This is a genomic window from Clostridium sp. (genome assembly GCF_021372645.1).
Lineage (GTDB): Bacteria > Bacillota > Clostridia > Clostridiales > Clostridiaceae > Clostridium.
In genome coordinates this window covers 65,950-80,189 of the sequence record NZ_JAJFUC010000089.1, presented here as the reverse complement: position 1 = coordinate 80,189, position 14,240 = coordinate 65,950, and the positions used below count along the sequence as shown (strand labels likewise).

General features: G+C 30.5%; 10 protein-coding genes. 9 read left to right on the top strand and 1 reads right to left on the bottom strand.

Features of this window, described 5'->3' with window-relative positions:
• Positions 1-593: altered inheritance of mitochondria protein 21 (locus LLF98_RS13420; protein WP_291704420.1), on the bottom strand; the 593-nt coding region annotated here is incomplete at its 3' end.
• A gap of 351 nt (positions 594-944) precedes the next feature.
• On the opposite strand from LLF98_RS13420, the gene LLF98_RS13415 reads away from it, so the two are divergent.
• From LLF98_RS13415 to LLF98_RS13375, 9 genes are all read left to right on the top strand, one after another.
• Positions 945-1,352 carry a nucleotidyltransferase domain-containing protein gene (locus LLF98_RS13415; RefSeq protein ID WP_291704418.1) on the top strand — a complete coding sequence of 136 codons (408 nt, stop codon included), beginning with the start codon at positions 945-947 and terminating at the stop codon, positions 1,350-1,352.
• Positions 1,342-1,749 (top strand): DUF86 domain-containing protein, encoded by a 408-nt coding sequence (locus LLF98_RS13410; protein ID WP_291704416.1) that lies wholly within the window; start codon positions 1,342-1,344, stop codon positions 1,747-1,749. The genes LLF98_RS13415 and LLF98_RS13410 overlap by 11 nt, the downstream gene beginning before the upstream one ends.
• Before the next feature lie 526 nt (positions 1,750-2,275).
• Positions 2,276-3,919: an N-acetylmuramoyl-L-alanine amidase family protein gene (locus LLF98_RS13405; protein ID WP_291704414.1), complete on the top strand. Its 1,644-nt coding sequence runs from the start codon at positions 2,276-2,278 to the stop codon at positions 3,917-3,919.
• Between the two features lie 305 nt (positions 3,920-4,224).
• Positions 4,225-5,646 (top strand): cadherin-like beta sandwich domain-containing protein, encoded by a 1,422-nt coding sequence (locus tag LLF98_RS13400; protein ID WP_291704412.1) that lies wholly within the window; start codon positions 4,225-4,227, stop codon positions 5,644-5,646.
• Positions 5,647-6,000: 354 nt separating this feature from the next.
• Positions 6,001-8,256 carry a cadherin-like beta sandwich domain-containing protein gene (locus LLF98_RS13395; protein WP_291704409.1) on the top strand — a complete coding sequence of 752 codons (2,256 nt, stop codon included), beginning with the start codon at positions 6,001-6,003 and terminating at the stop codon, positions 8,254-8,256.
• A gap of 211 nt (positions 8,257-8,467) precedes the next feature.
• Positions 8,468-9,520: an InlB B-repeat-containing protein gene (locus LLF98_RS13390; RefSeq protein WP_291704406.1), complete on the top strand. Its 1,053-nt coding sequence runs from the start codon at positions 8,468-8,470 to the stop codon at positions 9,518-9,520.
• Between the two features lie 144 nt (positions 9,521-9,664).
• Positions 9,665-11,260 carry a peptide chain release factor 3 gene (locus LLF98_RS13385; protein WP_291704404.1) on the top strand — a complete coding sequence of 532 codons (1,596 nt, stop codon included), beginning with the start codon at positions 9,665-9,667 and terminating at the stop codon, positions 11,258-11,260.
• Between the two features lie 275 nt (positions 11,261-11,535).
• Positions 11,536-11,862, top strand: coding sequence for a hypothetical protein (locus LLF98_RS13380; RefSeq protein WP_291704402.1), 327 nt, complete (start codon positions 11,536-11,538; stop codon positions 11,860-11,862).
• Between the two features lie 154 nt (positions 11,863-12,016).
• A complete protein-coding gene (locus LLF98_RS13375; protein WP_291704399.1) occupies positions 12,017-14,218 on the top strand; it encodes an N-acetylmuramoyl-L-alanine amidase in 2,202 nt (733 codons plus the stop codon).
• Positions 14,219-14,240: the final 22 nt, after the last annotated feature.

Here is a 14,240-nt window from a genome sequence, read left to right as displayed (position 1 = left end):
AATATTATTTCAGCAAAATCAATTTTTCCATCAAGTTCGTTATTAGAAACTACGTTTATTTTGAAAACATCAAATTTATTATTCCATTCAAGTCCAGCTGGAGATATGTTATCTGCGTCACCTGCATCAATACCTATTAACTTAAGGATATTAGCTGCGTCGGCTGGATATTTCATTTCTGTTTTAGGAGTTATTTTGAATTGCTTACATTTTGAATCAGAATAAGTAACTTCAAAAGTGTAATTATCTTTTTCATAAACAGATTTAGTATCATCTTCACTAAGTGGCTTGCCTAAAAGTTTTTCAATTGCAGTTTTATCTTTATCCTTAAAATCAGAGATAGTGGCAATTTGATTAACTTTAACTGTTGGTTTATTATTTTCACCTATTATATTAGAATTGTTATTGCTAGAATCAACTGGTGAAGTTTGTTCGGTTGTAGATTCTTGAGTATTTGAATCAACTGGCGAAGTTTGTTCAGTTGTAGATTCTTGAGTATTTGAATCTACTTTAGTTTCAGTCTTCCCGCAAGAAATCAATGCAGTTGAACTAATTATTGTAACTAATAATAAGCTAATAATTTTCTTTTTCATAATAATGTTCCTCCAATTTTCAATCCAAATTTTATTTAAATGGATAAAATTATTCAATATGTATATATAATAACATGAATTATACAAAGTAATCGTTTGCTTAATATAATTGTAAGAAAAAAAATAATATTTATCAGTAGGGTGAGTGTCACCACTCGAAGGTTAGTCACAAACTCCTTTACCAACACCCAGAGGCTCGTAAATTAACAGATACAAGCACTTCACTAAATTCGAAGATTTAGTGAAGTTTTTTGTTTTAAGAAGACTAAATTTAGATTATAATTAATATATGTAATAAGATCAACTTAAAGTAATGTGTAATACTATTAAACTGTGTTAGGAGGGTGAATTTTGGACATTCAATTAAATAAAGCTATTGAAATTTTAAAAGAAAAATTTAATCCCATAGTGATATATTTATTTGGTTCTGCAGCCAGAAATGAACTGAGAAAAGATAGTGATATTGACATTGCATTTTTAACGGATAATGACAATGAAATAGATCCATATGAATGCTTTATGAAAGCACAGGAATTAGCTGATATTTTTAAAAGAGATGTTGATCTTATAAATTTAAATGCGTCCTCCACAGTATTTAAAGTTCAAGTAGTTGGGACAGGGAAAAGAATATATTGTAGTGATAATACTAAACGTATGTATTTTGAAATGAGAGTTTTTAAGGCTTATGCAATATTAAATGAAGAACGAGAAGTTATATTAAAGAAAATCAAAGAAAGTGGGTCGGTATATGGGAAATGATGTAATTTTAAATAAAATTGAAACTATTGAGAGATGCGTAAATAGAATTAATGAAGTTTATGATAATAACCCAGAAAATTTAAATGATTATACAAAACAAGATTCTATAATTCTAAATATTCAAAGAGCATGTGAAGCTGCTATAGATTTAGCTATGCATATTATATCGGAAAAAAAATTGGGGATACCACAAAATAGTAGAGATTCTTTTGAAGTACTTAATTCTAATAATATAATAGATGACGCATTAAATAAAGATATGAAATCAATGGTAGGATTTAGAAATATCGCAGTTCATGATTATAAAACTTTAAATTTAAAGGTTGTTCAAGCTATTATTGAGAACCATTTAAAGGATTTTAGTAATTATATTTATTGTATAAATAAGTTATTATAATATTTCATCAGTAGGGTGACTGGTCACCACTCGAAAAAACACAGACTCCTTTATCAACACCCAGAGGATCGTAAATTAACAGGTACAAGCACTTCACTAAATTTGAAGATTTAGTGAAGTTTTTTATTTTAAGTAAATAGTTTATATATAATAATGGTTCATGTAAGGTATATCCTGCTCCTTTTGATGTTGTGTTGGTTGATGAAAATCAAGATGCTAAAGAAAGCAAAAATATTGATCAACCAGATATTTTTGTTATTGTAAAATTTATCTTTTTAAATATATAAAGAACCCGAATTAGAAGAGAGCTGTTTTTATATACTATATTTTACAAAATCAAATATTATTTGACACTGGAAGAATAAATTTCACGCAATAACAATATTTTTATTAAAAAAATACGCATAAAAACTACAAAAATATACAAAAAAAGTGGACAAAGTCGAATTGGCTTGCTATAATAATATTTGTAAATCAAAAAAAAATGAAAGATAAAACAAAAGATGAAATTTTAGGAGGAATATAAATGATAAAGAGAATGAACAAATTAACATCATTATTAGTAGCTGCTACAGCAGTTGTTTCAATAGTACCAGCTACTGTGGCTAACGCAGCAACTACTAATTTAGAAACAAAAGAAGGAACTATAGAAAGTGCACAAGCTTTCAATGATGGTAAATATGTATTTGATGGTTACAAAGGTGACGATCAAGATGCAGGACTTTATTATTCTAACGGAACAACAGATACTGAAATTGATGATGTAGATGGAACAGGAGTTAGATACGGAGCTAGTTATATAGATTATTCATCTGATGATGTTTTATTCAACTTAAAGAATGGTCAAGCTGAAGCAGATACAGCAGCAGATAAGCAATCATATATAGAAACTAAATTCAAAACATCAGTAGTTAAAAAAGCTGACAGATATAATAATGCTCAAACTTTAGCAACTGGTACACAATTAAGCCAAGATAAATTTGGTGATGTATGGTATCAATATAGTGTTCAAAGTGATGATCAATTAAAGAACTACACAGTATTCGTTGGTGATGCAGGGAAATATGTAGATGCATCAGAAACTTTAAACATCACTTATTACAAAGCAGATGGAACTAAAATCAAGCTTGATACAGTAAGTGATTTAGCTAAAAATACTCTTACAATGACAGAAGGAGCTGTAATAGCTACAGATGCAGATTATATCTACAGAACTGTTGAAATTACAGATGGAACTACTCCTGTTACATTCTTACAAAAGATAAGCAAAGCTCAAGGAGATACTAAAGATGGAGCTTACCTTCCAAAGTCTGTAAATAGTTATGAAATAGCAACTGCAGATTTAGCAGCACTTACTCCAGGTACTGTTGGAAATGTTACAACTACATTCAGAGTATTAAATAATTCTGTATACTCAATTCAAACTAATCCTACAGATAAAGAAATAACAATAAATAAATATGACTTAAAGAAAGTTAAAGATGATGTAACATTAAGCAATGGAAATGCCGCTACATTAGATAAATACAAAGCAGAATTAGATGAAGACTATGATAATATCGACAAAGAAGATATGACAGCTTTCGATATCGATGTTGATGGAAATGTATGGGTTCTTTATAAAGGAGAAATCGAAGAAGTAGTTAATGGTAAATTAGAAACTAAGTATACAGTAGATAGAACAATGGATAACTTATCAGTTTATGATGAAAATGATATAGTTACTTGGAGTTCAGCAAATGACATCTATTCTACAGTAGCTGGACAAACTGAAACACCAGTTGTAGAAACTCCAGCAACTCCAGTAGTAACTGCTGGTTGGGTTAAGAACGCAGATGGAACTTGGTCATTCAACAAAGCTGACGGAAGTAAAGCTACAGGATGGGTTCAAGATGGAGCTTGGTACTTCTTAAACGCTAACGGAATCATGCAAACAGGATGGGTTAAAGATGGATCTGCTTGGTACTTCTTAACTGGATCAGGAGCAATGAAAACTGGTTGGGTTAATGATAACGGTACTTGGTACTTCTTACAATCATCAGGAGCAATGAAAACTGGTTGGTTAAATGACAATGGAACTTGGTACTACTTAAATGCATCAGGTGCAATGTTAGCTAACACAACTGTTGATGGTTACAAATTAGCAGCTAATGGAGCATGGGTTAAGTAAGAATAGCTATTCGAACTTACTCAGTGAACAAATAATTTAGATAATTGACAATTTATTAAAAGACGAGGCTTAGCCTCGTCTTTTTGTCGATTAATTTTCTTTCAGTCAATTTAGCATCGTCTTTATAAACTGATTCTCCAAGTGTTGGAATAAAAGATGTTTTTGATTAACAGTTAATGCGAAAAGGGGAATTTGAAAAATTAATATAAAATTAATGTTTTTCACAGCTAACCTAAGTTTACAGAGAAGTATTATAATGGTAACATTATTTATACAAAGATAGGAAAGCCTAAAGGGGGAGAATTATGAGTAAAAGCATTAGAAATATATTTGCAGCTATATTTATTATTGGTGTATTTTCATTTATAGAACCCAATTCTTTGAGTTTAATGACTACAAAAGCTTATGCAGAAGAAAAACCTTATTTAAAGAGCATTTATTTAAGTGAAGGTGATAATCTTAACTTTTCACAAGATGTGTATTCTTATATTGTAGATGTTGATAAAGATACTGAGGGAATATTCATTAAAGCTAAACCGAATAATCCTTCAGATACAGTTAAAATTAATGGTCAAGAAGTAACTAAAGATGATAATTATAAAGAAAGTTTGACTTTAGATAAAGGTAAAAATATAGCAAAAATAGAGGTTGAAGATAGTGATACTAAAAGCACATCAACATATACTGTTTATATATATAGAGGTGGAAAAGATGCTGTTTATTTGAAGGACATTAATATAAATGGTAGTACCATTGGATTTGATAAAAGTAGTACTTTTTATAACATAGAATTGGATGAAGGAACAGATATAGTGGACCTTGAAACAGTACCTATAGAGGGTACTTATTCAATTACTGTTAATGGCAAAGTGTTAGATGAAACAAATTCAATTAAATTGAAATTTAAGGGAATAGGTAAATACACTATAAATATAGGACTTAAAGATGAGGATACGCAAAGGGTGGGAGCTTATACTTTAAATATATATTTAGGAATTCCTGTGTCACCTAATGTTTCAGATTCAATTAATAAAGTACTAAAACCTAATCAATGGGTAATAGTAAATGGAAGATGGAGATATAATGATTACTTTGGAAATTGTCTAAAAGATACTTGGTTTTATGATAATAAATATAAAAGCTATTTTTATTTTAATAGTAGAGGAAACATGGAAACTGGATGGATAGAAGAGGGTGGAAATAGTTATTATCTAAATTCTAAAGGTGAAATGCAAACAGGGTGGTTATTTTATGAAAACGAATGGTATTTTTTAGATTCTTATGGAGTAATGAGGACAGGCTGGATTGAAGATAATGATAAATGGTATTTTTTAAGAACAGATGGATCTATGGCAACAGGTTGGATACTTAATAAGGATAAGTGGTATTATTTGTATTCAAGTGGAGTTATGAAGACTGGATGGTTATATTGTGACCCAAAATGGTACTACTTAGATTCTTATGGAGCTATGGAAACTGGTTGGATTAAATGTGATGATGAATGGTATTATTTTAATTCTGATGGAAGTATGAAATCTGGGGAATGGCTTTATGATAATGGCAATTGGTACTATTTAAATTATGTTGGAAATATGAGATGTGGATGGCTTTATAAAGATGATAAATATTATTATTTTAATGAAGATGGAACAATGAGGACTAGCTCTAAAACTATTGATGGATATACTTATTATTTTAATGAAGATGGTTCAGTAAATTTCGGCTAAAAAATCCCTTAGGAAAATTAATAATAGAGTTTTCCTGAGGGATTTTATCTTTAATTTTATATTGTGAATAGCAAATTGGAATATATAACAAAAAACTAAAAATAAAGTTGAAGATTATTCTGTAATATGAAAAAAGTACTTGTATTGTAAAAAAATATTGTATATTATAGTGAGATTGTAAAGAAGGTTTTAATAAAAAAAATAAGTAAACATACATTTAAAAGAATTCAGAATAATGTTATTATATACTTATTGAGGTTAATTTTAGATAAGGTATATTAAAGAAAAATTTATGTAAATAATACAATTATTATATATAAAAAATATGACAAACTTAGGGAGGATATACAGGTTATGAAGACAAAATTTACTTTCAAGAAGATAATTTCATACTTATTGATGTTTACTGTGGTGTTAGGATTAATGCAATCAGTAAGTATACACATTGCTAAGGCAGATACAACAACTGTATCTGCTGATAGAACTTTTATTGATCAAGTAACAATTAAGGCCGATGGTACTGATACTTTAACAGTAGATAAGAGAAGTGATGGAGTTTTTATTTGTGATGCCATTAATATGGGAACCACTAGTTTTACTATAGAGGGTAATACTAGCAATAATTATACGGTTACAAATGTTGTTTCTACTGGAAAGATGACTAAGAATGTAGGTATAGGTAGCACAGTTGGCTCATCTAAATATACATTCTCAAATATAACAGATTATAATGAATTTAATTTTGTAATCACAGTCAAAGATGCAAATAATGTTGTATCAACTTATACTGTACTAATGAAATTTGATACAGAAACATTATTTACATTTGATAATATGAGAATTACTTATACTGATACTCAAAATTCAACTAGTTCTTCAACAATTCTTTACAATGAAAAGGGAACAGATGGATATTATAGAAATAGTGCGGATGACAATATAACTAAAGCTAAAATAGAATTAATAAGTGGATCATTCGTTATAAATACAGGAGTTAGGATTAATGGAAGTAGTAATAATGAGGTTAATTTGGTTGGTGGAGATAATATTATAACCATAACAATAACTCGTAATAATACTAGCAGGCAGTATAATTTGATAATTACAAAAAAAGGACAACCTTTATTACAATCCTTAGTACCTTCAGCTGGAACATTAACGCCAGCTTTTGATACAAATTCTTTTGATTATACATTGAATGTACCTACAACTCAAACAACAATAGCATTTACTCCAACATCTGTGGATAATTCATCTACTATTAAAGTAGGAAAAAATGTTGTGAAAAGTGGAAAAAAGAGCAGTGAAATTACACTTTCAGAAGGAACAAATAAGATTCCTGTTGTAGTTACAACTAAAGAAGGAGAAACTTCAACTTATATGGTTAACGTGGTTAGAGCAGAAAAATTTAGAAGTGCTAATCTTTCTGGATTAACCTTGAGCAGTGGTACATTAAATCCAGCATTTAACAAAGAAATTTATGAATATACGGCAATAGTTGATAATACTGTTTCATCAATAACAGTAACTGCAAAAGCTGAAGATTCTGCTGCAACTATTAAGATTAATGATAAAAAAATACCAAGTGGTGCAGCATCAGGTTATATTAACTTAAATGAAGGTGGAAATTTAGTAAGTGTAACAGTTACTGATACTAATGGAAATACTAATACTTATACAATAAATGTTACAAGAAAATATTCTAAGAATAATGTTAATTTAAGTAGTCTCTCTATAACTGACGGAACTATATCTCCAAAATTTGATCCAGAAACTTATCTTTATAGTGTTAAGATAGCTAGAAATATTGAAAAGGTAAGAGTAACATTTGCTTCACAAAATGATAAAGCAAAGATTAAAATAAATGGAAAAGAATATACAACTGGGCAACAATCAGATTATATAAATCTTGATATAGGTGCGAATCTTGTGATAGTAGAAGTTACAGCTGAAGATGGTAAAACAACAACTACTTACAAGTTAAGTATGATTAGAGGCGATATAGAAGGAACTAATCAATGGGTACTTGTTGCAGGAAATTGGACATTCTATAATGGAGCGGGTATTCAAATTAAAAATCAATGGGTTAAATACGACAATCAATGGTACTTCTTAGATTTAAATGGATATATGCAATGTGGTTGGATGCTTGAAAGTGGAAACTGGTATTATTTAAACAAAGATGGAATTATGCAAACAGGTTGGCTCTATGACAAAGGATATTGGTATTACCTTCAAGGTGATGGTTCTATGAGAATAAATACTTGGGCTACTTATGATGGAAAGTGGTATTTCTTTAATGATCTTGGAGAATTACAAACTGGCTGGACATTGTATTTAGGAAGATGGTATTACATGGATGAACATGGTGCAATGCAAAAAGGTTGGATAACTTATGATAAGAACCAGTATTATTTAAACGATGATGGTACTATGAAAAATGGTTGGTTATATAGTGGTAAATCATGGAGTTATCTTGATAGTTATGGCAAGATGGTAAGAGGTTGGCAAACAATAGATGGTAAAAATTATTACTTCGATGCAAATGGAGTAATGAAAACAGGACTGATGTTCCTTGATGGTAAATGGATAAATTTAAATAATGCTTAAGCTATAGTAAAATCCCACACCGGGAAAGTTTAGGAGGTCAGATATAAAATTTTGACCTCAATTTAAAATAGAGAAGCTTAAGGCATAATCAAAAAAATAACAAGTCAATATGCCTAAAGTTTAAAATTATGATTGTTATAAATAATAGATGATAAGGGATTATAAACAGGGTTTTCAAATACTATAAAGGTTTTTATGGGAGGAAGTTTAAATGAAGAACAAGTTTTTAAAGAAAATAATTGCAGTAGCAGTTGTTGGTACAAGCATTAGCACTTTTGTGTCATCCAATGCTTTTGCTACAGACTCAGTTGATTTTTATACTTGGCAAAACATGAACAATGGGCAAAATAGTGGGTATTGGAAACTGAATAATGGGAAATGGTATTATTATAATTATTCTGGAACAATGCAAACTGGGTGGATTTATGATAAAAGTCAGTGGTATTACATAGATTCTATGGGAGTAATGCAAACAGGAATTGTTCAAATTAATGGTAAGGTTTATCTATTTTCAGAAAGTGGAGAAATGCAAACAGGGCATGCAGTTGTAAATGGAAATTACTATACTTTTGATGAAAGTGGAGCCGCTGTGGGAGAGAATATTCCAGCACCCACTAAAGCTTATGATGTATCAGGTATAGCTACTATAGCTTATACTCCTAGTCAAATAATAACAGATGAGGATTCGTCACCAAGTAGTCCAAATACTGAAGCAAGAGATCCAAATAATCTCATAGAATATAATGTTAAGTTTAAAGATGATGATGGAGAAGAATTTAGTACAAAGACTATTGAAAAAAATGATAAAATAACATTATATACCCCTAGAAAGAGCGGATACAAGTTTATTGAATGGACTACTAAGGAGAATGGTGATGGTAATAGTTATGATGCTGGTGATACAGTAACCATAAAAGGTAATCTTACTTTGTATGCTCAATGGGAAGAATCTAGTACTTCAGATAAAACCTCAACAGATAATGTACTTGTAGAAGATATTGCAATAACAAGTAATACTGGTCTAAATGCAATAACAACTAAAGCTGGAACTTTGCAAATGAGTGCAAAAGTATTACCAATTGATGCAACTAATAGTGCAGTAACATGGTCAGTGTCTGATTCAGCAATAGCAACAATAAGTTCAAGTGGATTATTAACAGCAACAGCAAATGGAACAGTATTAGTAGTAGCAACTGCTAAGGACACTTCTAAGGTTGTTGGAAGAAGTAATATAACAATAAGTGGACAAGTTGACATATATTAATTTCTTAATTTTAACATCTAGAATGAAATGTAGTAAGTATACATAGCATATGGAATATGGTATAATATTTTAGTTAATAATGAAGAAAAATAATATCAAAAGCAATTGTGAATTGTGCATTGAAGTTAATAGGAGGATTTAGCTTTGGCTGATTATATAAACGAAATTGAAAAAAGAAGAACCTTTGCAATTATTTCTCACCCTGATGCTGGTAAAACTACACTTACAGAAAAGTTATTACTTTATGGAGGAGCTATAAGACTTGCAGGTTCTGTTAAAGCAAGAAAGGCTTCTAAGCATGCTGTTTCTGACTGGATGGAAATTGAAAAGCAAAGAGGTATTTCTGTTACTTCTTCAGTTATGCAATTTAATTATGATGGATATTGCATAAATATATTAGATACTCCAGGTCACCAAGACTTCTCGGAAGATACATATAGAACACTTATGGCAGCAGATAGTGCTGTAATGGTTATTGATGCTGCAAAGGGTATAGAAGATCAAACAAGAAAGTTATTCCATGTTTGTGCACTTAGAGAAATTCCGATATTTACATTTATAAATAAGATGGATAGAGAAGCACAAGATCCATTTACTTTACTTGATGATATTGAAAATGAACTTGGAATAAAGACTTATCCAATAAATTGGCCAATAGGTTCAGGTAAGGAATTTAAGGGAGTTTATGAAAGACAAAACAAGAGAGTTTTAGCTTTTAATGCTGGAAATCATGGTCAAACAGAAGTTGCAGCAACAGAAGGTGATGTTAATGATGAGGTATTCAAAGATCTACTTGGAGCACCACTTCATGATAAGCTTATGGAAGATATTGAACTTTTAGATATTGCAGGAGATGAACTTGATCTTAAAAAGGTAAGAGAAGGAGAGTTAACACCAGTATTTTTTGGATCTGCTTTAACTAACTTTGGAGTTGAGCCATTTTTAGCTCATTTCTTAGAAATGACTTCATCACCACTTCCAAGAAACTCAAGCATAGGGGAAATTGATCCTATGGATAAAGATTTTTCAGCCTTTGTATTTAAAATTCAAGCAAATATGAATAAGGCACATAGAGATAGAATTGCCTTTATGAGAATTTGTTCTGGAGAATTCAAAAAAGGTATGGAGGTTATGCATATACAAGGTGGTAAGAAGCTTAAACTTGCTCAACCTCAACAATTCTTAGCTCAAGAAAGAGAAATTGTTGAAGAAGCTTATGCAGGAGATATAATTGGTGTATTTGATCCGGGTATATTCTCAATTGGAGATACTTTATGTATGCCATCAAATAAATTTAAATTTGAAGGAATACCAACCTTTGCACCAGAACATTTTGCAAGAGTAAGACCAGTAGATACAATGAAGAGAAAACAATTTGTAAAAGGTGTTACTCAAATTGCGCAAGAAGGAGCAATTCAGGTATTTAGAGAAACTCACATTGGTATGGAAGAAATCATAGTTGGAGTTGTTGGTGTACTTCAATTTGAAGTATTAGAATACAGATTAAACAATGAATACAATGTTGATGTTAAAATGGATAGATTAGCTTATAGATATGTAAGGTGGATTGAAGATAAAGTTATTGACATGGATTCATTAAACTTAACTTCAGATACTAAAAAGGTTAAAGACCTTAAAGACCGAAATCTACTTATATTCCAAAACGATTGGGGTATCAGCTGGGCATTAGAACATAATAAGGGATTAATTCTTTCGGCAGTTGGAAAAAGTGAAGACTAAAAGTTATAGAATATAAAGTATATCAAAAAATACTTTTAAAAAGGGTGTTATCTTAAAAGATTTAAAAAATCATTTGAGATAGCACCCTTTTGGTAATGTGTAAAAAATGGAAGATTATTATTATTCAAGGGAAAGAGATTTTCTTAGTATATGTTTAGGGTTAAAAGGTTAAATTTAGAGCTCAAAAATCAATACTTGAAATTAACAAGTAACAAAAGGAAAGATTCTTCATATTATTATTATATAGAATATGTTTGTACATGGAGAGGAAGAGAATGAGTAACTGTAGTTTTTCTGATACTGATTTCGATACTATGGGAACGACTAATGGCACAACATGTGATCCAATAAGTGACTTAACCTTGTCTACAATGGTTGTGGAAAATCAAGGAGTATTATTAAATAAACTAATAATGATATTGCTATTTCTATATGCGTATACTAATCAAAATTTTATTAGTTATTTAATGTGCATGAATGACAAGCTGATTGATAATCAATCATGTCTTACATGCAAATTAGTAGACAACTTAATGGATAGTCTTGCTGATTGTCAGAGTAATCTTGATAATTGCAGGGGAAGAAGAAATCATAATCACTAAAAGAGAGCATTTAAAAAGGCTCTCTTTTCCATTGACGTAGAAAGATATTACATACTTATGAATAAATGATAAAAAAATCTATAAATTTTCAAATTTACCTTTAATTATGTCACTTTTTTTGTTAGAATTTAATATAAGGAGGTGGCAGACTGTTTTGAATATTAAAAAGAAACTTATTACTTTTGTTTTAACTTTTGCAATGGTATTAAGTTTGGTTCCAACATTAAGCGTACAAGCAGCAACAACTGATTTTAAAATAATATCAGACAGTGAAGTTACTGTAACAGAAGCAAAAAAGTGGGCTAAATCTAAGGGAGCAACAGATACTTTTATAGGTTTGGCAGATCTTTACTTTAAGTATTCATCTGATTGTGGTGATGTCAATCCAGCTATTGCATATGTACAAGCTGCAAAAGAAACTGGATACGGAAAGTTTGGTGGAGTTTTAGATGAAAGTTATAAAAATCCATGTGGACTTAAGACCTCATCAGGTGGAGGAGATACTGATAAAAATGCTCATCAAAAATTTGATAGTTGGGATGAAGGTGTACAAGCACACATGGATCATTTAGCTTTATATGCAGGTGCTGATGGATACCCAAAGGATGATACTTATGATCCAAGACATTTCGTAACTATTAAAGGTAAGGCAACTACGGTAAATTCTTTAGGTATTAAATGGGCTCCAAGTGCTACATATGGTGAGGAAGTAAATGAATTATACCAAAATTTACTAGATTTTGCTGGAGTAGATTATCTAACATCAAATGCAGCTCCCAATCCAGGAAAAACTGAAAGTAAACCAAGTGCACCAAGTGTGTCACAGATTATTGCAGAAAATAAGCCTCAAACAGGTGATAAAACTGTAGATAATGAATCTAAGATAACATCAACTATTGGTTGGAAAAATGAAAATGGAAATTGGTATTACTATAAATCAGATAATACAAAGGCAATTGGGTGGATTAAACCTGATAACAATTGGTATTATTTAAAAGATGACGGAAAAATGTCAACTGGTTGGATAAGTGACAATGGAAAATGGTACTATTTTGATCTTTCAGGGATTATGGTTAAAGGGTGGAAGCAATTAAATAATGATTGGTACTTTTTAACTGATTCAGGTGCTATGGCAACTGGAATCCAATATGATGGTTCAGGTTTGTATTATTTAAAAGATTCAGGAGTCATGGCAACTAATGATGGATGGATGAATTTAAATAATAAATGGTACTATTCTGAAAAGAGTGGAAAAATAAAAACTGGTTGGTTTAAAGAAAAAGACAGTTCATATTATCTTCAAGGTGACGGAAGTATGGTAACTGGTTTCAATGAAATAGATGGTAAGAGCTATATGTTTAATAATAGCGGTACTATGGCAACAGGGTGGATACAATTAAAGAATTATTGGTATTACTTTAATACTGATGGTAGTATGGCAACAGGATGGCTTTTAGATAATGGATCTAACTATTATCTATATGATACTGGTGCTATGGCTAAGGGATGGATTAATCTTGATGGAACATGGTACTACTTAAACACAAACGGAACTATGGCAACTGGTTGGGTTACATATAATGGAGACTCGTATTATTTAGATCCATCTACAGGAAGAATCATTACTAACACTACAATAGATGGATGCAAGATTGGTTCAGATGGTAAGAAACAATCTTCATATATCCAAAGTGATGAAGATGTATATAATTCGGGAACTAATAATTCAACAAATAATAATCCTTCAAATAGCCAAAAGACAATTGCAGTAGATGCAGGTCATGACTATGGTAGTGATTATGGTGCGGAAAGTACTATTGATGGAGTAACGTATAGTGAATCAGTTTTAAATATTCAAGTTGCAGCGAAATTAAAAACAGAGCTTGAAAAGAGGGGATATAATGTAGTAATGACAAGAGATGCTGGTGAAGAACCATCATATGGTTCATTAATAGCAAGTCTTACTCATAAAGTTAAAGTTGCTAATGATGCAAATGCAGATTTCTTTATAAGTATACATCATAATTCAGCAAGTGAGACAGCTACAGGTGTATTAACTCTTTATAGTACACAGGCTCAAGATGATACTTTTGGTGGTAAATTAGATAATAGTAGAATTGAAAAAAGTAAGGAAATGGCTACTCTTATAAATAATAATATTGCAAATAAACTTAATTTATATAATAGAGGTGGTCAAAGTCAAAATTTATTTGTATGTAGAAATGCAAATATGCCAGCAGTATTAGTTGAAACTGGGTTTATAACAAATAAAGAAGAAGCAATAAGATGTTCAGATTCAGCTAGTCAACAAAAGGTAGCAGAAGCTATAGCAGAAGTTATTTCAGCGAACATTTAAATATAGATACCAAAGGTGAAAG

Bases quoted from the DNA above. Each gene is read 5' to 3' on its own strand.
- LLF98_RS13395 (WP_291704409.1), top strand. From the start codon at position 6,001: ATGAAGACAAAATTTACTTTCAAGAAGATAATTTCATACTTATTGATG.
- LLF98_RS13400 (WP_291704412.1), top strand. From the start codon at position 4,225: ATGAGTAAAAGCATTAGAAATATATTTGCAGCTATATTTATTATTGGT.
- LLF98_RS13410 (WP_291704416.1), top strand. From the start codon at position 1,342: ATGGGAAATGATGTAATTTTAAATAAAATTGAAACTATTGAGAGATGC.
- LLF98_RS13405 (WP_291704414.1), top strand. From the start codon at position 2,276: ATGATAAAGAGAATGAACAAATTAACATCATTATTAGTAGCTGCTACA.
- LLF98_RS13390 (WP_291704406.1), top strand. From the start codon at position 8,468: ATGAAGAACAAGTTTTTAAAGAAAATAATTGCAGTAGCAGTTGTTGGT.
- LLF98_RS13380 (WP_291704402.1), top strand. From the start codon at position 11,536: ATGAGTAACTGTAGTTTTTCTGATACTGATTTCGATACTATGGGAACG.